This window comes from Moorella sp. E308F, from assembly GCF_006538365.1.
Lineage (GTDB): Bacteria > Bacillota > DSM-521 > Neomoorellales > Neomoorellaceae > Neomoorella.
This window is the reverse complement of the sequence record NZ_BJKN01000002.1, coordinates 339,347-360,231: the sequence shown is the minus strand read 5'-3', so window position 1 is coordinate 360,231 and position 20,885 is coordinate 339,347. Positions and strand designations below refer to the sequence as shown.

At 53.6% G+C, this 20,885-nt stretch carries 24 protein-coding genes; 22 read left to right on the top strand and 2 right to left on the bottom strand.

Going from position 1 to position 20,885, the window contains the following annotated elements; all coding sequences use genetic code 11:
- The 14 genes from E308F_RS08170 to E308F_RS08110 all read left to right on the top strand — a co-directional run bounded on the left by E308F_RS08170 (window position 1) and on the right by E308F_RS08110 (window position 12,109).
- On the top strand, window positions 1-393 hold the full coding sequence (locus E308F_RS08170) for a type IV pilus modification PilV family protein (RefSeq protein ID WP_172613652.1): 393 nt from the start codon (window positions 1-3) through the stop codon (window positions 391-393).
- Window positions 393-938 (top strand): prepilin-type N-terminal cleavage/methylation domain-containing protein, encoded by a 546-nt coding sequence (locus tag E308F_RS08165; protein ID WP_141264453.1) that lies wholly within the window; start codon window positions 393-395, stop codon window positions 936-938. Before E308F_RS08170 ends, E308F_RS08165 begins: the two co-directional genes overlap by 1 nt.
- Window positions 935-1,621 carry a hypothetical protein gene (locus E308F_RS08160; protein ID WP_141264452.1) on the top strand — a complete coding sequence of 229 codons (687 nt, stop codon included), beginning with the start codon at window positions 935-937 and terminating at the stop codon, window positions 1,619-1,621. Before E308F_RS08165 ends, E308F_RS08160 begins: the two co-directional genes overlap by 4 nt.
- 154 nt (window positions 1,622-1,775) lie before the next feature.
- Complete coding sequence (locus E308F_RS08155; protein WP_141264451.1) at window positions 1,776-2,048, top strand: helix-turn-helix domain-containing protein; 273 nt, start codon at window positions 1,776-1,778, stop codon at window positions 2,046-2,048.
- 517 nt (window positions 2,049-2,565) lie between these two features.
- Window positions 2,566-2,694 (top strand): hypothetical protein, encoded by a 129-nt coding sequence (locus tag E308F_RS16655; RefSeq protein ID WP_256369524.1) that lies wholly within the window; start codon window positions 2,566-2,568, stop codon window positions 2,692-2,694.
- 113 nt (window positions 2,695-2,807) lie between these two features.
- A complete protein-coding gene (locus tag E308F_RS08150; protein ID WP_141264450.1) occupies window positions 2,808-3,446 on the top strand; it encodes a DUF3786 domain-containing protein in 639 nt (212 codons plus the stop codon).
- A 26-nt stretch (window positions 3,447-3,472) separates the two neighbouring features.
- Window positions 3,473-4,321 carry a quinate 5-dehydrogenase gene (locus E308F_RS08145; RefSeq protein ID WP_141264449.1) on the top strand — a complete coding sequence of 283 codons (849 nt, stop codon included), beginning with the start codon at window positions 3,473-3,475 and terminating at the stop codon, window positions 4,319-4,321.
- 112 nt (window positions 4,322-4,433) lie between these two features.
- Window positions 4,434-4,994 carry a tetratricopeptide repeat protein gene (locus E308F_RS08140; RefSeq protein WP_141264448.1) on the top strand — a complete coding sequence of 187 codons (561 nt, stop codon included), beginning with the start codon at window positions 4,434-4,436 and terminating at the stop codon, window positions 4,992-4,994.
- A gap of 126 nt (window positions 4,995-5,120) precedes the next feature.
- On the top strand, window positions 5,121-6,125 hold the full coding sequence (gene thiL / locus E308F_RS08135) for a thiamine-phosphate kinase (RefSeq protein ID WP_141264447.1): 1,005 nt from the start codon (window positions 5,121-5,123) through the stop codon (window positions 6,123-6,125).
- Window positions 6,126-6,287: 162 nt separating this feature from the next.
- Window positions 6,288-7,844, top strand: a complete 1,557-nt coding sequence (locus E308F_RS08130; RefSeq protein WP_141264446.1) for an acyl-CoA carboxylase subunit beta — start codon at window positions 6,288-6,290, stop codon at window positions 7,842-7,844.
- 31 nt (window positions 7,845-7,875) lie between these two features.
- The gene (locus tag E308F_RS08125) at window positions 7,876-8,097 is read left to right on the top strand and encodes a hypothetical protein (protein WP_141264445.1); all 222 of its coding nucleotides are present in this window, start codon (window positions 7,876-7,878) and stop codon (window positions 8,095-8,097) included.
- The gene (locus E308F_RS08120) at window positions 8,094-8,474 is read left to right on the top strand and encodes a biotin/lipoyl-containing protein (protein ID WP_141264444.1); all 381 of its coding nucleotides are present in this window, start codon (window positions 8,094-8,096) and stop codon (window positions 8,472-8,474) included. The genes E308F_RS08125 and E308F_RS08120 overlap by 4 nt, the downstream gene beginning before the upstream one ends.
- Before the next feature lie 28 nt (window positions 8,475-8,502).
- Window positions 8,503-11,283, top strand: coding sequence for a helicase C-terminal domain-containing protein (locus E308F_RS08115; protein ID WP_141264443.1), 2,781 nt, complete (start codon window positions 8,503-8,505; stop codon window positions 11,281-11,283).
- 358 nt (window positions 11,284-11,641) lie between these two features.
- Entirely contained in the window at window positions 11,642-12,109 is a 468-nt protein-coding gene (locus tag E308F_RS08110; RefSeq protein WP_141264442.1) for a hypothetical protein, read from the top strand.
- A 150-nt stretch (window positions 12,110-12,259) separates the two neighbouring features.
- Here E308F_RS08110 and E308F_RS08105 read toward each other — a convergent pair whose 3' ends face one another.
- Window positions 12,260-12,643 carry a TIGR04086 family membrane protein gene (locus E308F_RS08105; protein WP_216364492.1) on the bottom strand — a complete coding sequence of 128 codons (384 nt, stop codon included), beginning with the start codon at window positions 12,641-12,643 and terminating at the stop codon, window positions 12,260-12,262.
- Window positions 12,644-12,757: 114 nt separating this feature from the next.
- On the opposite strand from E308F_RS08105, the gene E308F_RS08100 reads away from it, so the two are divergent.
- The 8 genes from E308F_RS08100 (at window position 12,758) to surE (ending at window position 19,206) form a co-directional block, all read left to right on the top strand.
- Window positions 12,758-13,744 (top strand): acyl-CoA dehydratase activase-related protein, encoded by a 987-nt coding sequence (locus E308F_RS08100; RefSeq protein WP_141264440.1) that lies wholly within the window; start codon window positions 12,758-12,760, stop codon window positions 13,742-13,744.
- On the top strand, window positions 13,741-14,853 hold the full coding sequence (locus E308F_RS08095) for a 2-hydroxyacyl-CoA dehydratase (RefSeq protein WP_141264439.1): 1,113 nt from the start codon (window positions 13,741-13,743) through the stop codon (window positions 14,851-14,853). The genes E308F_RS08100 and E308F_RS08095 overlap by 4 nt, the downstream gene beginning before the upstream one ends.
- Window positions 14,828-15,790, top strand: coding sequence for an acyl-CoA dehydratase activase (locus tag E308F_RS08090; protein ID WP_141264438.1), 963 nt, complete (start codon window positions 14,828-14,830; stop codon window positions 15,788-15,790). Before E308F_RS08095 ends, E308F_RS08090 begins: the two co-directional genes overlap by 26 nt.
- A gap of 17 nt (window positions 15,791-15,807) precedes the next feature.
- The gene (locus tag E308F_RS08085; RefSeq protein ID WP_141264437.1) at window positions 15,808-16,773 is read left to right on the top strand and encodes a hypothetical protein; all 966 of its coding nucleotides are present in this window, start codon (window positions 15,808-15,810) and stop codon (window positions 16,771-16,773) included.
- 19 nt (window positions 16,774-16,792) lie between these two features.
- The gene (locus E308F_RS08080; protein ID WP_141264436.1) at window positions 16,793-17,260 is read left to right on the top strand and encodes a Fur family transcriptional regulator; all 468 of its coding nucleotides are present in this window, start codon (window positions 16,793-16,795) and stop codon (window positions 17,258-17,260) included.
- Window positions 17,261-17,349: 89 nt separating this feature from the next.
- On the top strand, window positions 17,350-18,306 hold the full coding sequence (locus E308F_RS08075) for a tetratricopeptide repeat protein (RefSeq protein WP_141264435.1): 957 nt from the start codon (window positions 17,350-17,352) through the stop codon (window positions 18,304-18,306).
- Entirely contained in the window at window positions 18,266-18,421 is a 156-nt protein-coding gene (locus tag E308F_RS08070) for a YpmA family protein (protein WP_141264434.1), read from the top strand. Before E308F_RS08075 ends, E308F_RS08070 begins: the two co-directional genes overlap by 41 nt.
- Window positions 18,422-18,423: 2 nt before the next feature.
- A complete protein-coding gene (gene surE / locus E308F_RS08065; protein ID WP_141264433.1) occupies window positions 18,424-19,206 on the top strand; it encodes a 5'/3'-nucleotidase SurE in 783 nt (260 codons plus the stop codon).
- On the opposite strand, the gene E308F_RS08060 is transcribed toward surE, so the two are convergent.
- Window positions 19,167-20,708 (bottom strand): putative polysaccharide biosynthesis protein, encoded by a 1,542-nt coding sequence (locus E308F_RS08060; protein ID WP_141264432.1) that lies wholly within the window; start codon window positions 20,706-20,708, stop codon window positions 19,167-19,169. The two genes, surE and E308F_RS08060, sit on opposite strands and share 40 nt — an antisense overlap.
- Window positions 20,709-20,885: the final 177 nt, after the last annotated feature.

Here is a 20,885-nt window from a genome sequence, read left to right as displayed (position 1 = left end):
ATGCGATGCGGACGAAAGCAGGACGGCTTTACCCTTGTAGAAATGGTGATTGCGGTTTCTTTGCTTATAATTGTGCTCGTACCTTTTATGGGGGCGCTGACCAATGGCATCATGATGCTTTACCGCGGCCGCGACAGGTCTGTCGCCAGTTACCTCCTCCAGCAGCGGGCGGAGGAAATTAAAGCTGCTGGATATGACAACCTGCCTGTTGGCGAGACGGCTTATCCTAACTATGGCGGGAGCGCGTGGACGCTTAAACAAAATGTCAGCACGATAAATTCAATGCCGGGCCAGTGTGGGAGCGCTGTGGTAAAAAAAGTTACGCTGGAACTGGATAAGAACGGTAACATGGTTGATTCTCTGACTTTTCTCCTCTATAAAGGGGGGATTTGATGCTACGAGAGCATTTAAGGGATAGCAAGGGTTTTACCTTAGTAGAAGTTATGGTTGTTGTCGCTATTATCGGGCTAATCGCGATTCCTATCTATGATATCTATCTCCGCGGCTGGCAGGCTAACACCAAGGCTTTTAGACAGACAAACACTCAGGACGCAGCAGTGAAGGTGATGGAAGAAATCTGCGACGGATTTACGAATAATGGCGCTAGGGTTGAAGGGATAAGGGGCGCCGGGGCGGTTACATTTGATTCGCCGGATTACAGCAGGTTCGCCTATCTGGCAGGAACAAGCGTTGTCAGCTATTATTTAAATGATGGTGTACTTTATAGAAGCGTACATCCAGACAACGGGTCAGTAGTCATTAATGAAACCGGCGGGGTGCAAATAGCTGGAAACGTAAAGAATTTCATGGTAAAACCTGATAGCGGGAAGCTGGTCAGCATAACTTTAGAAATAGGCCAGGGCAGCGATGTAAATACAAAAAGCGACATTACTTTGGCTACCAAAATACTACCACGGAACCTGGCAAGCAGAGAATGAAGGACGATATTCTTCTTCGTGAGCAGAACCTCTCTCAAAAATGCGGAGATAGATTATGCAAAATTTTTGACCCAACAACCGATTTGGGTGCATACATACTGGGTATACTTTGGGGTGCCTTCTCCATATCCGATGAAGGCTATTGGCTCCGCCACCGCGACAGATGGTATATCGAAGTGGTTAAACAGTATTTTAGAATAGCATCTTGCGGGCATGAAAGCCATTCAAACACTGGTACACAGTGGCGGCTGAAAATAACCCGCGCGGCAGACGTGGCCGCCGTGAAAACCATTCTAGAACGCTACGGCTGGACGCCCAGGAAGGCCCCGGAGAGGCCGTACCCGCACGGCCCTTTAGACGACCGGGGCTTCGTACGGGCGTGGGTCGAGCTGCACGGAAGCGCGGATGTAACTCGGATCGGGCGGAAGAGGACGTTGACGCCCAGGCTGAGGGTGTACGGGAACAGGGTGCTTATGGACGATATAAACCGCGTTATAGCTACCGGTACAGGGCTGCCCCTACGGACGTTGCAGAAAACGGTGAATGAAGCCACGGTGGCGCTTTACTACTATGGAAAGAGCTTCCGGACCGTGGTGGATTGGCTCTACGCTGGAGCAGAGCTGTACAACCTGTTGGTAAGGGCGAGGTTCGAAGGAGTTTTACGGGGAAATGAAAACATATAAAGCACTTAATAAAGAATGGATTTATAGTTTATGTGAATCACAAACTGTAATAAGAGCAGTACGCTTATAATTTTCCGAGTTAATCTCAACAGCCCTGGCTCACGCCAGGGCTGTTCTTTTCCGGTGCCATTTTTCGACCGGAGGAGATGATTCAATGCAAGAAGCGGAACCCACTGTCAAGAAACTTGAGACTGACGATTTGCCCCCCGTGCTCACCGTGCCTGAAGTGGCGAGGCTTTTAAGGATAGGACGGGCGGCGGCGTATGAGCTCGCTAACAGAAAGGATTTTCCGACAATAAGAATCGGTCGCACCATCCGTATCCCCCGTGAAGCGTTGCTCCGGTGGATGGAAAAAACCTGCGAAGAGAATTCCGCCGCTGGGGTAGAAAAGATTATCCCTTTGAAATTGAAAAAGTCAGTGAGATGATCCTCAAAAGCATTGCGAATCCTTGCAGGAACCCCCCTTCATTCTGACTACTATTTTGACTACTACCCGTACTACTACCGGGGGATAATTAGAAATCACGAGGCATCACTAGATGAGATGAAAAATCTCCCGAAGCCTTGAAAATGCTGACTTCGCATCACCATGGATAACAGCGGATCACGTGAGAGCACGTACTGAAAAATGCGATCTTATATCTCTTAATCAGCGGGTCGTGGGTTCGAAGCCTACCTGGCGCACCAGGAAAAATTAAGTCCCGCAAAAGTTTGCGGGACTTAATTTTTATCTACCTTACTAACACACGGCGAATCTGTCTACAAATCGCCGTCCGTTAACTATGGCCAGCTAATATTCAGAAAGCCTTGTAAAACCAATTTAAATCTAAACCCACCGCCAGTAATAATTAACTAAATTTTAATTTTCCCCTTGCATTTTTCTCCTCCAGGTGTTATCCTGAAGACAGGATGGTGTATACAAAACACCGGAGGAGGCGGGGGTTATGGATTACCTGCTGACCTGGATTAACGGGGAAGAGGTAGATTACCGGTTTGTCAGCGCTCAGGAGTTACAAAAGGTCCTGGCTGCTGAAGAAGAAAAACAAAACTGCATCGTTGTCCCGTTACATTAGGCACCCCGATCCGGCATGAGCCGGCTTTTATTTTTTCTTAAACCATGGTACTCTATAAAAAACATTAACAGGAAGGAACTCCTGATAACGGTAACACCCTCTTCAGGCAAATAATGAAAGAGGACGTGATTAACTTGGCCCTCCCCTATAACCTGGATGTCACCCTGGACCTGGCCCGTAAGGAACTGGAGCAAGGCAACCCCCGGGAAATAGCCGTCAATAAGGGGGCTACCTGGGATGGGGAAAAAAAGGTGTTAATCCTGCCCTCTTTAAGTGACGTATTTCACATATCCTGCCCCGGCGGGACCATCAGTACCAGTGACGGTAGCAGCGTCGACCCGCGGGTGCAGGTTTTAATCCTCCACTACCTGGTGGGACCGGCAGTTGCCCTTAAGGGTGAATGGATTTCCTTTAAGGAATTACCCGGCGGCCATCTTTACCAGCAACCCTTTTTTGGCCGGGCCGTCTTGCCCCTGGTCCGCACCTTCGGCCAGGATCCCGCCGGCCTCCTCCAGGCCGCCCGGCCCCTTGGTGGCCGGCCAGTAAACCATGGAGATGCTGCCGTTGAACTTTATCCCTTTCCTAGCCTGCCGATAAGGCTGGTTATCTGGGCCGGCGATGAAGAAATTCCCCCCAGCGGGACTATCCTTTTCGACGCTTCCGCGGCGGCAATCCTGGCCACGGAAGATTACGCCGTCCTGGCTGAATACCTCGTCAAACGTTTAAAAAGCCAGGCGAGGGAGTCGAAGTAGCTATCAAGCATGTAGTCAGCATCAGTTTGGGTACTAATAGCAGGGATTACCAGGTAAAGCTGAACTGCGGCCAGGAGACAATCCTCCTGGAGCGGCGCGGCTGCAATGGCCGCCTAGACCTGGCAGCCCGCCTTCTTAAAAAACTGGATGGACGGGTGGATGCCCTGGGGCTTGGTGGCGCCAATTTTAACTACCACCTGGGTTTGCGGTGTTATCCCTGCCCGGCAGGCCGGTATTTAGCCCGCCAGGTTAAAGAGACCCCCCTGGTGGATGGCTCAGGCTGGAAACAATGGATAGAGCCCCGGGCCATAAGCCGGCTGGCTTTTTTACCCACCGGTAGCAGGGCGCTGGTAGTTTCCGTCCTGGACCGCTTCTGGCTGGCTCGGGCTTTACAGGCAAGCGGCTATCCCGTCCTGGCGGGGGATGCCGCTTTTGGTTTAAAACTTCCCCTGGGTTTTCCTTTATCAACTTTCATGATCCTGGGTTATTTAACCATGCCCCTCCTGGCCCGTTTACCGTTGGCCTACCTTTACCCCCTGGGCCTTGACCAGGAAAAATCTCATCCCCGTTACCGCCATCTCTTCGCCAGGGTAAAAATTATTGCCGGGGACTGGCATTTTATCCGTCATCATTTACCTCTTTCTCTGGCCGGCAAGGTAATTATTACCAGCGGCACTACGCCTGCCGACCAGGAACTCCTGCGCCGGCGCGGGGCCGCCTGGCTTCTGGCAACAACGCCTGTCATCGATGGTCTCAGCCCGGCGGCCAATGCCATGGAAGCCATTATGGTGGCCCTGGGGGCTGCAGCGCCCCAGTACCCGGCTCTGGCCGGGAAGTTAGGCTGGTTGCCCTCCCTTTACTGCCTGCACAAATAAAAGGTAATCCCCCCTTGCCAGGCCTGCCAGGGGCAAATACCACCTCTACGAATTAGTAGTCATTTCTCTCCCTTCCTGGCAATAGGATATAACAGGAACGGGGAGAGAAATAATGGCTGTCACCAGTGGCAACCCTACGATCTGCCGGATTAATTGCAAGCCCAGGCACGCCGGGGAGAGAAAAACGATTGCCTATTACCTGGACCTGACCCGGAAGCGCATACCCACCTGTGCCGGCATCAATCTGGAAGGTAATGAGTTGGCTATCCAGGGCCTGGGCTATGACGGCCGCTGCGCCTTCTGCCGCTATTTTCGAAAAGCCTTACAAAACCGCGGTATTCGTTTTAGTTGCACCTGTCCCTTTGAAGTCCAGGATAATAGCTGTACCTGGCGGGTTAAAATAGGTAGCGTCTTTTTTCACCAGGACCTCCTTGAAGATGAAGAAAAATACCTATCCTACCTGCGCCGGGTAGAAAATGACCCCCGGGATCTGGAAGCCCGGCTGGCCCTGGGAGTCATCCATGAATACCATGGCCGTTTTGCCCCGGCTCTAGCCAGTTACTGGGCCGCCCATGACCTGGATCCGGAAGACACCTTCATCAAGGAACGCCTCCAGGATATTCTATCATTATTACAGCAACTATTATCAACCTCAGGACAGCAGCAAAACTGAGGTTTTACCAGTTTAAGGAAGCATATTCAAACCGGCGGCCTTCCGTGTCCCAGCACGGAAGGCTTGCACCCGTCCTGTCCCTGTGGCAATATATAGATAGCCAGAAAAAGGGGACGGGAATAAGCCATGAATTTGAAAACTATCGGCGAGTTTGGCCTCATCGAACGCCTGAAAGCCGGAGCTGTAGTTGTCCCGGATAAGGTCATTATGGGTATCGGTGATGATGCTGCGGTTTTAAAAGGAGAAAGAGGTTACCTGACCCTGGCCTCTACGGACATGCTGGTGGAAGATATCCACTTTACCCTGGCCACGGCTACGGCCCGGGAAATAGGCTACAAAACCATGGCGGTAAATGTGAGCGATATTGCCGCCATGGGTGGTATACCAGAACAGGCCCTTATTTCCCTGGGTTTAAGGCCGGAGCAGCCGGTGGAGTTTGTGGACGAGCTTTACGCGGGCTTACGGGAATGCGGCCAGCGTTTTGGGGTCAATATAATCGGCGGCGATACCGTATCTTCCCCCCGGGCCATGGTTATAAATCTGGCCATCCTGGGGCGGGTAGAAGAGGGAGCCTGTCTCTACCGCAGCGGCGCCCGGCCGGGGGATGTCCTGCTGGTAACGGGCGATCTCGGCGGGTCGGCTGCCGGCTTGGATACCCTGCTCTCACCGCGCCCGGCTCCAACGGAGGCCGTGGCCTTCGCCCGGGAACGCCACTTCCGGCCCACCCCCAGGGTAGCTGAAATTCGTGCCGCCCTGCCAGCAGGGGGAATAACGGCAGCCGATGATATCAGCGATGGCCTGGTAGCTGAAATATATACCCTTGCCCAGGCCTCTGGTGTAGGCATTACCCTGGAAGCCGCTGCCGTGCCCATCGCCCCGGCCACCAGGCAGCTGGCCGCTATTTACCAAAAAGATCCTCTGGATTATGCCCTCTACGGAGGTGAAGATTTCGAGCTCCTCCTCACCTGCCGGCCGGACAAAGTAGCTGCCGTCCAGAAAGCCATAGCCGAAGCCTGCCAGACCCCCGTGACCCCCATCGGCAATGTGGTTCCGGCCGCTGAGGGTATTACCATTATCATTGAGGGAAAGAGATTGCCTTTAAACCCCGGTGGTTATAATCATTTCCGGTAATAGTTAAAAAGTTGTGCTCTTGCTGTTCAGGGTAGTTTGTGGGAGCGCCAGGGCAAGCTATAGCCAGGAAGATGGATTGAAAGTTTTGTAGGCAGGACTTGCAAGCTGCCCTTATTACCTGGTAATATAAGGAGGTAGGGAATAATAAGGGGGATAGATTAATTGAGTGAAGATATTAAAGCCAGGCTGGCCGACCTTGAAGCCAGGCGTGCAGTAATTTTAGCCGGCGGCGGTGAGGAACGCATCGCCAGGCAGCATGCTGCTGGCAAGCTAACGGCCCGCGAAAGAATCGAATTATTGCTGGACCCGGGCAGTTTCCTGGAACTGGACCAATTTGTCCGCCACCGGGCCACAGATTTTGGCATGCAAAATATAGAAACACCAGGGGAAGGGGTAGTTACTGGCTCCGGTACCATCAACGGCCGCCAGGTTTATGTCTATGCCCAGGATTTTACCGTCATGGGCGGCTCTTTAGGGGAAATGCATGCCGCCAAAATCTGTAAAGTTTTGGACCTGGCCTTGAAGACAGGGGTGCCAATTATTGGTTTAAATGACTCCGGCGGTGCCCGCATCCAGGAAGGGGTGGCGGCCCTCAATGGTTATGGGGAAATCTTCCGCCGCAATACCCATGCTTCCGGCGTTATCCCCCAGATTGCTGCCATTATGGGACCCTGTGCCGGCGGTGCCGTCTATTCGCCAGGGTTAATGGACTTTATTTTCATGGTCAATCATACGGCCCAAATGTTCATTACCGGGCCTCAGGTCATCAAAGCCGTTACCGGCGAAGAGGTAACGCCGGAAGAGCTGGGCGGGGCTGCCACCCATGCCATGAAAAGCGGGGTAGCCCATTTCTATACTCCTACAGAAGAAGATTGCCTGCATTTAATCCGAACCTTGCTCGGCTACCTCCCGGGTAACAACCTGGAAGATCCGCCCTATGTACCCAGCCATGACCCGGTTGACCGGCAGTGCCCCAATTTACGCAATCAGGTCCCCGTCGATCCCAATAAACCCTATGACGTCAAAGAAATAATCCACGGGGTGGTAGATGACGGCCTGTTTCTGGAAATCCAGGCTCAATTTGCAACCAATATAGTTATCGGCCTGGCCCGCCTGGGCGGGTATACTATAGGTATTGTTGCCAATCAACCCCGGCACCTGGCCGGCTGCCTGGATATCAATGCTGCCGATAAAGCCGCTCGTTTCGTCCGCTTCTGTGACGCATTCAACATTCCTCTGCTTTCCCTGGTCGATACCCCCGGCTATTTACCCGGAGTCGACCAGGAGCAGGGCGGCATTATCCGCCATGGGGCCAAACTGCTGTATGCCTTTGCCGAAGCCGTCGTTCCGAAAATAACCCTGGTCTTGCGCAAGGCTTACGGCGGTGCCTACCTGGCCATGTGTTCGCGCTCCCTGGGGGCTGATCATGTGGTAGCTTGGCCGACGGCGGAAATTGCCGTCATGGGTCCCGAAGGGGCGGCAAATATTATCTTCCGCCAGGAAATCAGCCAGGCCGCCGATCCGCCTGAGGTACGCCGGCAAAAAATAGCCGAATACCGGGAGAAATTTGCCAACCCCTATGTAGCCGCCGGCCTGGGCCTGGTGGATGCCGTCATTGACCCGGCTCTCACTCGCCGGCATCTAGTCCAGGTCCTGTTAACTTTACTTAATAAAAGGGAAAGCCGCCCGGCTAAGAAACACGGTAATTTTCCCGTTTAACTGTATTTATTTTCAGGGCAGGTGATATTTTGTGGTCGTTTCTTACCAGCAAATTGTTTTAGATAAAGCAGTTGCCCCGGAAATCGTCGCCGCCATTACCGCTGCCATAGCTGTATATATGTCAGCGGAAACCGGCTGGCAAATCACGGCCATCCGGCCTTTGAACAGGAACACCAGACGCTGGGTCCTGGCCGGGCGGCAGGAGCTAATGCATAGTTCGCTGGCGTTAGTAAGGAGGCGGATGGCCGGTTGAAGCGTCATTTTCAGGTTACTGTTAATGGGGAAACTTTTAGCGTCGAAGTGGAGGAGGTAGGTGGGGCACTTGATCATTTACGCTCGGCAATGAAAGCTCCCGTGAAGAAAACGCCTCCTCTCTACCAGGCCGGCCTTTCCCCGCGACCCCCCTTACCCCAGGATAACCGCACTGTTACATCGCCTTTACCGGGTACGGTAGTAGAAGTAAGGGTTAAACCGGGGCAGAAAGTAGCTGCCGGTCAGGTCCTGCTCATTATCGAAGCCATGAAAATGGAAAATGAAATCCAGGCTCCAGCCGGGGGAGTTGTCCAGGAGGTCCTGGTCCAGACCGGTAGTAACGTAGCCAGCGGCCAGCCCCTGGTTAGACTGGGCTAATCAGCCCCGCAAAAGGAAGTGCTGGGAAGTGCTACCTCATACTTATGTCGTCCTGGATGTAGAGACAACCGGCCTGGACCCAAACCAGGACCAGATCATTGAGATTGCCGCCGTCCGCCTGGAGAAAGGCCAGATAACCGGCCAGTTGCATACCCTGGTCAATCCCGGCCGGCCGATACCGCCCTATATCCAGAAGCTCACCGGTATCAATGACGCCATGGTCCGCGAAGCCCCCCGTTTGACAGAAATCCTCCCCGGGTTGCTGGATTTTATGAGTGAGGCTATTCCCGCCGGTCACAATGGCAATTTCGACCTGGCTTTTTTAAACCGGGCACTGGGTACTACTGCCTGGCACCGCCCCTTGCTGGATACCTTAACCTTGAGCCGTATACTCTATCCCTGCCTGCCATCCTACCGGCTGGAGTTTTTAAGCCAAAAATTTTCCCTCGAAGTAACCGAACACCACCGCGCCCTGGGAGACGTACTGGCCACCGTCCAGCTGCTGCATACCCTCTGGCGGGCTACCCTGGCCCTGGATAAGCATCTATTAACCAGCCTGCTCAAGCTGGCTCCGGCCGGCCTGCAGCCCTGGTTTCAGGCAGCCCTGGCCGCCGAATCCATCCCGGCGGCCCCGGCCGAGGTGGCCGCCACCGGGCTCTTTGCCCTGGAGGAACTTCAGGCATCACCGCCGGTAATTCCCGACTTCAGCCCGGACGAAATAGCCGCCCTCCTGACTCCAGGGGGCCTGCTGGCCAGTAAACTCCCCGGTTATGAATACCGCCCCCAGCAGGCAGAGATGCTCAAAGCCGTAGCTACGGCTTTGAGCAGGAATCAATATCTCATTGTTGAAGCCGGAACAGGTACGGGCAAATCCCTGGCCTATCTCCTGCCGGCCATTTACTGGGCCTGCCGCCAGGGCAGGAGAGTAGCCATTGCCACCCATACTATAAACCTCCAGGAACAACTCTGGCATAAAGACTTGCCCCTCTTAAAGGAAATCCTTCCTTTCCCCTTCAAGGCCGCCCTGGCCAAGGGGCGCAATAACTACCTCTGCCGGCGTAAACTCAGGGATTACCAGCATAACCCCCCTCCAGGGGAAGAAGAACGCCATTTTATTCTCAGGGTACTGCGCTGGCTCAAGCTGACTACTTCCGGAGACTGGAGCGAAATGAAGCTGAAACCGGAAGAGGAATCTTTGAAGCTTGCCCTGGCCGCTGATAAAGACACCTGTGCCGGTAACAGCTGTCCCTTTAATGACAGCTGTTTTGTCAATGCTGCCCGGCGGGAGGCTGAAGCTGCTAATATCTTAATTTTAAATCATTCCCTGCTTTTAAGTGATGTCCGCTTAAACAACCAGGTTCTGCCCGATTATCCCTATCTCATTATTGATGAAGCCCATCACCTGGAAGAAGCGGCCACCGAACACCTGGGCATTTCGGTCCGGCAGGCCAGTTGTGACTTTTTTCTCCAGCGCCTGGGAGGTAGAAGTAGTAACTTTAGCTTTTTAGGACGGGCCTGGAACCTTGCTCGCCGTTTAACCGGGGAAGGAAACGCCGAACTGTTGCCCCTGCTTGAAGATTTGGAAGGTACCGTTGTCCGGGTTCATCATGAATGGCAAGCCTTCTGGGATGGCCTGGCGCAATTAAGTGTGGCGGCCCTATGGGAAAATAGTAACTCCACTTTACGCTTCACGGCCCGCTTGAAGGAAACGCCGGCCTGGGACACCTTGCTAAGCATCTTTGGTCACCTGGAGGAGACGCTGAACAGCCTGGCCGGTCGCCTGGGTCGCCTGGCGGAATTGCTTTACGCTGCCGGTGCTGAAGAAATGGCGGCTGATGCCACCAACCTGGGCAACATCTTTGCCCAGTACAGCCATGATCTGGGGGAAATTCTCGAAGCCGACCCGGAAGCATACGTTAGCTGGCTGGAAAAAAATAATGCCGGCCAGTATACGTTACGTTTGGCCCCCCTGGAAGTTGGGCCTTTACTGGCAGAACTGCTCATTGCCCGAAAAGAAGCCGTAATTTTAACCTCGGCTACTATAACTGTTGATAATACCTTTGATTTTTACCAGCAACAGGTGGGATTAACGGAGTTACCTCCCGGGCAGATCACTACCTGCCAGGTGGCCTCGCCCTTTGACTACCGTTCCCAGGCCCTGGTGTGTACCGTCAGGGGCCTCCCAAACCCCGGCCAGCTTAATGACAGTGCTTACGCCGCAGCTATTGCGCCGGTGATAAAGCAGATTCTGCCTGCCGTGGGCGGTCGCACCCTGATCCTCTGTACCTCCCACCGTTTCTTGCGCGATATGTACAACATCTTGAGCACTATGCTGGCTGACAGCGATTTTAGCGTCCTGGCCCAGGGGATTGATGGCGGTCGTTCCCAGCTCCTGGAAGAATTCCGGCAAACACCCCGGGCTGTCCTCCTGGGGGCCAACAGTTACTGGGAAGGTATCGATCTTCCGGGGGATCTCCTGCGCTGTGTAATTATTCCCCGCCTGCCTTTTCCCTCTCCCGGCATGCCGACTCTGGCCGCTCGCATGGAACATCTGGCTGCTAAAGGAGGAAATCCCTTTACAACTTTAAGCTTGCCCCAGGCTGTAATCCGTTTCCGCCAGGGATTTGGTCGCCTGATCCGGAGTTCTACCGATCGCGGCGCCCTGGTAGTCCTCGACCAGCGCCTCCTATCCCAGCGCTACGGACGCCACTTCCTCCAATCCCTGCCGCCGGTTACCACAGCTGAAGTGACACCGGCTGAACTCCCTGCAAGGCTCGCAACCTGGTTTAACCCGCCTGCTCACACCTGATATGCACTTTTTAGTTGCCTCCTTAATACTATAATTAAAAAGAGGAACGACTCATGGCGGCGGACCACCGTGAGCCGAACGGGAGAAAGTAGGGGGTGCGACAAGCTTTGAATCCGAAACTGGCGTAGCCAGTTTCTACTAGTCTCCCACCCCTAACCTCCCACTTCCCACATCCATTTACGGAGGCAAGATTGGAGCGAGGTGAATGGCATGCGGGTTTACTTTATTCCTTTACCGTCCTTCTTGAAACGCCTGTTAAAAAAATTTTTACACCAGGAATGAGGGGGCAACCTCTCTTCTTTTTTAGCATAAAAGGCCGGTCCCACCATTACAATTAACCATGGAGGTGGGATTGAGAATGAGGCTTTGTAAATATTTCGCTTTGGGTTTAATTCTGGGAATCGTGCTGACCTGGGGGTGGTTTTCCTTTAGCGAAAAAAATAAGGCAGAACCTGCCCTGCCGGCCCTGGCTCCGGCCAGTCAACAGCCGGCACCCTTTGCTGTTATTTATAGCTTTTACCAGGCTCTGGCCGCAGGAAGGGAGGATCAGCTTTCCACCCTGGTCACCCGGGAGTTTGGCACTGCTCTGAAAAGTACCTCCCTGCTCCAGAGGTGGCAGCAACGCCGGCAGCAAGATCCGTCCCTGCGGTTCGTTTTTTTCTTGATCAAAGAACAGGAGGTAGATCTTAAAACTGGGATTGCCCGGGTGCGGGGAAGTGCCGAGTGGGTATCGTCACGGCAGGGTACCATTTCCGTTCCCCAAACAATTATCATTCTGAACGAGCAAGGTGTATGGAAAATACAGGATATCAAGGAGCAGGGGTAACAATGAATTTCATGCGTCCCAAAGAAAAACAGGCCCTATGGCCTGTCTATTTTACCCCACACGGGGGGCCGCGTTTCCGCTTGATCTTCGGCCTTGCATTCCTGGCAGGGGGGCTCCTCTGCTGGTTACTGGTAGCTTTCCGGCATTAAATTAACGGCCGGCCATGCCGGCTACCCCGCCCATGGCCCCGGCCAGGAGACAAAGCCCCAGCTTCTGGCCGGTAGCGCCAATGGTTAGAGGCCCTCCGGTCCAGCCCATAGTCAGGGTTACTATGAAAAAGAGCAAGCCTACCCCTAACCCCTGGACTAGCCCCCTGGCCGCGGCGATCCTTGCTGCCTGCAGCCCCCCAAAAAAGACGGCCAGGGCTACAGTAATACTGGCCAGCAAGGGTAACAGTCCCTCGGAAAGGGGGGTGAAATACAGCAGTAACCCCAGCAAGGTGGCCATACCCAGACCGGCTAACATGGCATAAAGTAACCCTGTCAAAACAGCCCGCAGCAAAATTTCCACCCCCGAACCCCATTCTTGTCTCACCTAAACCCTATGCCGGCCCCCTAAAGAAAATACCTGCTTCTTTATAATCCCAGAAGGTTTTTTTTAATGAACGTCGAAATCTAGGTAGGACAGTTCAACAGGAGGAAGAATTCTTTGGCGTTACATATTGGCTTCCCGACAGCCTTGATGTATTACAGCCATTTTCCCTTCTGGCTAGCCTTTTTTAACCGTTTGGGAATCGAAATTGTCACGTCACCCCTTACTACCAAGGCTATCCTGGATGACGGCTCCCGCGAAGCAGTAGCCGATGCCTGCATTCCTATTAAACTCTACCACGGTCACGTCTTGACCCTTAAAGATAAGGTAGATGCCATTTTTATCCCGCGCATGGTAAGGATAAGTAAGCGCGCCACTTTTTGTCCCAAATTTTTAGGTTTACCGGATATGGTGCGTGCTAGCCTGCCCCACCTGCCCCCCATCATCGATCTCCAGGTCGATGCGGGCCGGGGCCTATGGGGTTTATGGCCGACCTGCCGGGGCCTGGCCGAACTGCTGGGTTTTAGCCTGCGGCAGGCATGGTCTGCCTACCTGGAAGGAAGGCACCACCAGCATGCCTACCAGAAATTGCTCCTGGCAGGTTACCTGCCCCTGCAGGCCATGGCCAAACTACGGGGCGAGGCAGCTGAAGCTCCAATCAGGGAACCGGGAAAATTGAACCTGGCCGTCCTGGGCTATCCCTACCAGGTTTACGATCAATATATCAGCCTGGATATCATTGGCAAGTTAAAAAAGATGGGCGTGAACGTCTGGACCATGGAAATGGTCCACCCGGCCAGGCTTTACCGGTTGAGCAGCCGCCTTCCCAAGCGCCTTTTCTGGCATTATTCCAACCTGGTTCTTGGAGCAACCTATCATTATCTCCACCAGGGAAATATAGACGGCATCATTCACGTCACTGCCTTCGGTTGCGGCCCCGATGCCATGGTGGATAAGATTATGGAACTGGACATACGGAAGTTAAGTCGTGGACAACTACCCTTTATGTCTGTAAGCATTGATGAGCAAACGGGTGATGCCGGTATAACCACCCGACTGGAGGCCTTTGTCGATATGCTGCACCAGAGGAGGGGGAACAGGTGAAAAAGGTGTCCTTTGCCCATATGGGATATTCCTACCTGGGTTTCAAACAGCTGGTGGAAGATATGGGCTTCGAAGCCGTCGTCCCGCCCAACCCCAGCCCCGCCACCCTGGACCGGGGCGTTACGTATGCCCCGGAATATGCCTGTATCCCCTTTAAAATGGTCCTGGGCACCTACCTGGAAGTCCTGGAACGGGGGGCGGAGATAATCATTACCTCCGGGGGAGTAGGTCCCTGCCGCGCTGGCCTGTACGGCATGATGCACGAAAGGATTTTACGCAACCTGGGGTTTAACTTTGATATCTTTGTTTTTGATCCCCCCCTGACGGGTTTATGGCCATTTTTTATCAAATTAAGGCGCGTACTCAAAACAGCCGGCCTTTCCTGGCTGGCCTTTGTGGAAGTCGTTCGCCGTGCCTGGGCCAAGTTAAAGCTCCTGGATGAGCTGGAACAGCTGGCCACCAGCATCCGCCCCTATGAATTAAAAAAAGGGGAAACTACCCGTACCTTCCACAGCTGTCTCAAAATAGTGGAACAAGCCCGGAGCCGGAAGGAAATAGCTGCTGCCCGGGAAGAATGTCGGCAGCTTTTACAAAATATTCCCCGGGATACCGGCCGCCGTCCCCTCAAGGTGGGTATTGTCGGGGAAATTTACGTCCTGCTGGAGCCCTTTATGAATCTGGATATAGAAAAAACCCTGGGAGAGATGGGGGTTATTACCCACCGCTCTATTTACCTGACCCAGTACACGGCCACCGACGTTCTGGCCCACGGTGCCCAGGACGTGCGCCAGCTGGCCCACCCTTATCTAAATCAATTTGTCGGGGGACACGGCCAGAATAGCGTCGGCGAAACCATCCTTTACGCCCGGAATGGTTTTGACGGTGTCATCCAGCTGGCACCCTTTACCTGCATTCCGGAAATAGTAGCCAAAAGTATTTTGCCGCGAATCAGCCGGGACTTTGGCATTCCCATCTTAAGCCTGACTATTGACGAACAGACCGGCCGGGCCGGAGTGGAAACCAGGCTGGAAGCCTTTGTCGATCTTTTGCGCCAGCGGCGCGAGCAAATGGAGGCCAGGAGTAATGCAGTCCTGTTACCTGGGTATTGATGTCGGTTCCGTCAGTACCAACGTCGTTGTCATTACCGCTGCAGGCGAAGTATTAAGCAGTCTTTACATACGTACCCACGGCCAGCCTATCCAGGCCGTGAAAGAGGGCCTTCGCCGGGTGAAGGCCACCCTGCCGGGAGACGTGAGCATCGCTGGGGCCGGTACCACCGGCAGCGGCCGTTATCTGGCGGGGGCCATTATCGGCGCTGATATTGTTAAAAACGAGATTACAGCCCATGCTGTGGCCGCCCGCCTGGAAGTACCGGAGGTACAAACCATCCTGGAAATCGGCGGCCAGGACTCCAAGATTATTATTCTCCGCCAGGGAGTAGTGATCGATTTTGCCATGAACACCGTCTGTGCCGCCGGGACGGGTTCTTTCCTGGATCAACAGGCCGCCCGCTTAGGGATTCCCATTGAAAACTTCGGCGAACTGGCTTTAAAGGCCCGGCATCCTGTACGCATTGCCGGCCGCTGCACAGTGTTTGCCGAATCCGACATGATTCATAAACAGCAAATGGGGCACAATATAGAAGATATTATTGGCGGCCTGTGTGAGGCCCTGGTCCGCAACTACTTAAATAACGTCGCCAAAGGCAAAGAGATACTCGCCCCCATCGTTTTCCAGGGGGGAGTAGCGGCCAACGCCGGTATCCGGGCCGCCTTCAGTAAAGCCCTGGGACAGGAAATAATCGTGCCCCGCCACTTTGCCGTTATGGGAGCCCTGGGCGCCGCCCTCCTGGCTCGAGATTACGTCAACAATAACCGGGAAACTAAATTTAAAGGTTTCGAAGTAGCCGAAGAAGAATTCCGGGCCCACAGTTTTACCTGCCAGGGGTGTTCAAACCTGTGTGAAATTGTTAATATAGAAGAAGAAGGTAGTATAGTTGCCCGCTGGGGCAGCCGCTGTGGCAAATGGGATACCCTTGGTGAATAGGAAAGGAGTGGAGGGGCTTGCGTGAAAGTACCTTTTCTTTCTGGGAGGATACGGAGTTTAACGCTTTACCAGGTAAACCCCTGGCGGCAGCCGACAATGCTTACCAGGGCCAGGTCGGTGAGGAAGAGAGTTGGCTCTGGGAAGCCAGCAACGGTGAAGGTACCTACCTGAACGTTTTCTTTACCGTCTGCGGTGAAGAAGGAAAAGCTCGTCTCCTACTGGCCCGACCGGGCAAGGAAATAATTACCCGGGAAGTCACTGCCCCTTTTACGGCCGCCACCGATCGCCTCGATGTCCGCATGGCTGGTAATCATATCTACCAGGAAGGAAACTTTTTCCGCCTGGAATGGCGATCAGGAGAGCCGGGGCTGGAGTTAGAGTATGAACCCCAATTGCCTGGCTGGCAACCGGGCCACGGCCGGATTAACTACGGCGAGAAGGGTAATAAATACCTGTTCTGGACCGTTCCGGTACCTCGCGCCCGTGTCAGTGGCAAGATAGTCCTGGCAGGACAAGAGGAGAGCTTTAGCGGCCAGGGATATATTGAGCACCGGCGTTATAATTTCCCTTTACCGCAGACCTTAGGAGGAGCCCTCCTGGGGCGTTATTATACCGATGCCTATACCCTCCTGTGGGCCGACTTCTGGGGCAACCTCCTCTACAGTGGTAAACACGTAAGGGCCCTTTACCTGGCACGCCATAAAGAAATCCTGGCTGCCACCGGCAACCTGGAAGTGCAGGTTTTTGAACAGCTAACTAAGGATAACTTGAGCTATCCTGCTGAACTTTCCTTGCAGGCCGGTACTACACCCCTCATCAGGCTGGATATTAAAGAAACAACAGCTTTAGGCCCGCGATTAGTTACCGCCAAGGGGGTACGAGGTCTTTACTGCCGCTTTAAAGGGCAACTAAGGCTGGCCACCCGGCCGGAAGAAGAAGTCTCCGGACTGGGATTTATGGAAACCTTTACTGCCAGGGACTAAAGGATTGCAGGTGTTACTTATGGAAAATACTTTCAATGCCATATGTCAAAAGCTCCACCAGCTGGATTATAAGGTAACCCCCCAGCGCCAGGTGATACTCAAGGCCTTCCTGGAGAATGCAGCCGAGCATTTGAGTGCCGAAGAGGTATATAATATAGTCAAGGAACGCTACCCCGATATTGGGCTGGCTACCGTTTACCGCACCCTTGATCTCTTGGCCGAACTTGATATTTTGCAGAAAATCAATTTCGGTGATGGCCGTACCCGGTATGAACTGGACCAGCACGAAACCCACTACCATCACCACATGATCTGCTTGGAATGCGGCCGGGTCCAGGAGTTTGATGATGACCTGCTGGAATCCCTGGAAAAAATTTTAACCCGGCAGACCGGTTTCCATATTACCGATCACCAGCTAAAATTTTTCGGATACTGTCGTGAATGCGCTGCCAAAGACCGGGGGAAGTCGAGTAGCGACGTTATTTGACGTACGATTTTTGGTATTTATGGAAGGATATGGTATGAAGGAGGACGAAAAATTAAGGACAGGATGGATATGAAAAGGAGCGATGCACAGTGTCCAGTCCTGTCCAAAATCCAGCTTACAGACGAGACCAGCAGCCAGTTGCCCTCTCCAATAAAGAAACATTAAGTAAAGAAGAGCAGGCCTGGAGGCTGCTGGAACAGGGGCGCTATCCAGAAGCGGCCCGGCTTTATCAATCTATCCTTCATACCAGGAAGCGGTACGCTGCCGGGTGGAACAACCTGGGTTATTGTCTTTTTAAAATGGGAAAAGCCAAGGAAGCCCTGGCCTGTTACCAGAAAGCCCTGAAACTTGCTCCCAAGGATGCGGACATTTTAATTAATACCGGGCTCTGTTACCAGTGCCTGGGGCAATGGCAGGAGGCCTACCGGTATTTTCAGCGGGCCAGCCAGTATGGTGCCAGGGATGCCGAACTACTGAATAACATAGGTGTCTGCTTGGCCCAGCTCAACCGTACTGAAGAAGCCATCAACTTTTATCACCAGTCCCTGGCCCTGGCCCCGCGACAGGGGGAAGTTATCGCCAACCTGGCGGCTGCCCTGGCCCAGGGACGGCGCTGGCTGGAAGCAATTGAATGCCTGGAAATGGCCCTGCGCCTGTTACCGGCGGACTTCTCCGTCCTCAATAATGCCGCCATTTGTCTGGAAGCTCTTGGTAAATATTACCTGGCTGCCCCTCTCTATGCCCGGGCCCTGGCCCTCCAGCCGGGCGACCTGCAGGTTAGGCGAAATTATGCCGCCTGCTTGATCAAGCTACGCCGGTTAGAGGAAGCCCGGGAAGTCCTAGAAGAATTGTTGCGCCTTGACCCCAGGCATAGCGATGGGTGGCAACTGTTGGGCGTCCTGTTTGAGGCCATGGGTGAGCCTGAAACTGCCGCCGGATGTTACAACCGGGCCTGGGGATTGACTCCCGCCAGTAAAGAAGAAAGAAAGGAGAGAATGGGCCTGCATGCGCCTGCTAGTCAGCAAGAGTTTTACCAGCAACGATGAATTATATAAAATTGTTGACTTATTAAATAAAACCCTGAAGGATTATAACCTGATGTTCGGCCTGTCCCAAGATACAGATGGGCATACCATGACCCTGTCCATTTACGAGGTGTAACATTGCTAATCCTGGTAACTAACGACGACGGTATCCATGCACCTGGTATCAAAGCCCTGAGCCTGGCCCTGACGGCCATCGGCAGAGTGGTAGTCGTAGCCCCCGAAAAAGAACGCAGCGCCATAGGTCACGGTATAACCATGCATAAACCGTTACGGGTTACCGAAGTTCCGTGGGAAGAGCCCATCGGCAAGGGTCTGGCCATTAACGGCACTCCTGCCGATTGCGTTAAACTGGCCCTGGATGCCCTCCTGGAGGAACCACCGGCCCTGGTTGTCTCCGGCATTAACCGCGGTGAAAACCTGGGTACTGATGTCCTTTATTCTGGTACCGTTTCGGGAGCCATTGAAGGCTGTATCAACGGCCTTCCATCCCTGGCGGTATCCCTGGTAGGGGAAGAGGAGTTTGATTTCACCTTTGCCGCCAGTTTCACGGCTCGTCTGGCCCGGGAAATACTGAAGCGGGGGCTGCCGCAGGGTACTTTGTTGAACGTGAATATTCCCCACCTGCCTGAGGCTGAAATAAAGGGGATAGCCATCACCCGCCTGGGCCGGCGGCGTTACGTCAATACCGTCAGCAGCCGGAAAGATCCCCGCGGGCGGGCTTACTACTGGTTGGCCGGTGAGAAAGAGGACCTTGACCAGGGTCCCGATACCGATATCGGTGCCTTGAGTTGCGGCTTGATTTCCCTGACACCCCTGCAGCTAGATTTAACCCATTACGCCTTCCAGGAAGAATTAAGCAGCTATCTACCAGGCTTGTGGCCGGGCCACGGTAATAAATAAAGGTGGGTGGGGTTAATCACGCCAGAAGCAAGGAGGATTAAGAGATAGATCAAGCCGCCGCCGGCAATAGCCTGGATAAGACGCCAGGTTGCCGGTACAGCAGCGAGAACCGTCCAGATAAAGGAAGTAACCAGGACCAGCCCGCAGGAGGCCACCAGGGGCCAGTAAACAAATGTCCGGAGATCCAGGCGTAAAGGGGTATACCTGGACAGAGCCAGGAGATTTAAAATAGCCGTCACCCCGCTACCCAGGTTCACTCCCAGGGCAGCTCCGGTAATCCCCAACAAGGGAGTAAAGAAATAAATTCCCAGAATATCAATAATCCCGCCGGTAACGGTCGTCCTGAGGACGATGGGCATAGCCCCCAGGCCGTTGAGGATGCCGACGGTAGTTTGCTCGAGGTAGATAAAAACGCTGCCCCAGGCAAGCATTTTCAAGGCCACCCCGGCTGCCGGGGTAGAGAAAATGAGGTCACAAAGTGGTGTAGCCAGGAGATAAAAGATGACCGCAAAGGGTAAACCGCTTAAAACCGTAAGTTTTAAAGCCTGCCGGCAGCGTTTAGATAAAAGATCATAATCCTTAATGGCCTGGGCTTCAGCAATGGCCGGGACCATAGCTATAGCAACTGCCACCGTAATAACCATAGGGAGGTAAACCAGGGTCAGGGCGATGCCGGCATACTGGCCATAAATTGTCGTTGCTTCCACTACACTTACTCCCCAACGCTGCAGCTGGCGGGGGATCAGCAGGGCCTCCATGGTTAACATCAACCCGCCGGCTGCCCGGGCCAGCATGACTGGCAAGGACAGGCGGGCCAGGGGTAAGATATCGGCCTGCATTGAACCTTCCTGGTAGGGAGCAACTTCATAGTAGGAAAGCGCCTGCCAGAAAATAACGATACTTATAACCAGCCCTGCCAGTTCCCCCAGGACCATACCCATAGCCAGGCCGGCGGCAGCCATGGCCACCCCGTAGGGAAGAAAATGGAGGCCAAAGAAAAGACCAGCACCCACGCGGACCACCTGTTCACTTACCTGGGCCAGGGCCACCGGCTGCATCAGTTGCAATCCCTGGAAATAGCCACGAAAGGCCGAACAAGTACAGACCACAGGGAGGGCCAGCAACATAACCATAAAAGCCGGGTAAACCCGGGTATCGGCGAAGAACCTGCCAGTTAGATAAGGAGCCAGGGACCATAAAGTTAAGGCTGCTATGAGCCCGCTACCGGTTAAAAAATATAAAGAGAGACGGAAAACACTGCGTACCTTTCCCCAGGCCTGGAGGGCTACTCGTTCCGCTACTAACTTGGCCAGGGCCACCGGCACACCGGCCGTAGCGATCATTAAAACCAGGCTATAGAAGGGAAAAACCATTTCATAAAGGCCCATTCCTTCGGCACCAATGTAACGTACCACCAGGATGCGATAGGCAAAACTGACGATCCTGTTTAACAGGCTGGCCAGCATGAGAATAGCAGCACCCTGCCAGATAGATGCACGCATACTTTCACCCCATCTAAACTTATGCCAGCCGGTAAATGTTTAGAAGAACCAGAAGTGGGGAAAAGTAGAAACTGCCTATCGTAAAAATATTTGAGTAGAAAAAGAGGATTTTTACAAAAGGAAGGCTAATATATACCTTGTTAAGTTTTCGTTAACAGCAGAAGGATGAGGAGGGCT

Coding starts and splice junctions, on each gene's coding strand:
- E308F_RS08170 (WP_172613652.1), top strand. CDS start 1: ATGCGATGCGGACGAAAGCAGGACGGCTTTACCCTTGTAGAAATGGTG.
- E308F_RS08165 (WP_141264453.1), top strand. CDS start 393: ATGCTACGAGAGCATTTAAGGGATAGCAAGGGTTTTACCTTAGTAGAA.
- E308F_RS08160 (WP_141264452.1), top strand. CDS start 935: ATGAAGGACGATATTCTTCTTCGTGAGCAGAACCTCTCTCAAAAATGC.
- E308F_RS08155 (WP_141264451.1), top strand. CDS start 1,776: ATGCAAGAAGCGGAACCCACTGTCAAGAAACTTGAGACTGACGATTTG.
- E308F_RS16655 (WP_256369524.1), top strand. CDS start 2,566: ATGGATTACCTGCTGACCTGGATTAACGGGGAAGAGGTAGATTACCGG.
- E308F_RS08150 (WP_141264450.1), top strand. CDS start 2,808: ATGAAAGAGGACGTGATTAACTTGGCCCTCCCCTATAACCTGGATGTC.
- E308F_RS08140 (WP_141264448.1), top strand. CDS start 4,434: ATGGCTGTCACCAGTGGCAACCCTACGATCTGCCGGATTAATTGCAAG.
- thiL (WP_141264447.1), top strand. CDS start 5,121: ATGAATTTGAAAACTATCGGCGAGTTTGGCCTCATCGAACGCCTGAAA.
- E308F_RS08110 (WP_141264442.1), top strand. CDS start 11,642: ATGAGGCTTTGTAAATATTTCGCTTTGGGTTTAATTCTGGGAATCGTG.
- E308F_RS08090 (WP_141264438.1), top strand. CDS start 14,828: ATGCAGTCCTGTTACCTGGGTATTGATGTCGGTTCCGTCAGTACCAAC.
- E308F_RS08080 (WP_141264436.1), top strand. CDS start 16,793: ATGGAAAATACTTTCAATGCCATATGTCAAAAGCTCCACCAGCTGGAT.
- E308F_RS08070 (WP_141264434.1), top strand. CDS start 18,266: ATGCGCCTGCTAGTCAGCAAGAGTTTTACCAGCAACGATGAATTATAT.
- E308F_RS08060 (WP_141264432.1), bottom strand. CDS start 20,708: ATGCGTGCATCTATCTGGCAGGGTGCTGCTATTCTCATGCTGGCCAGC.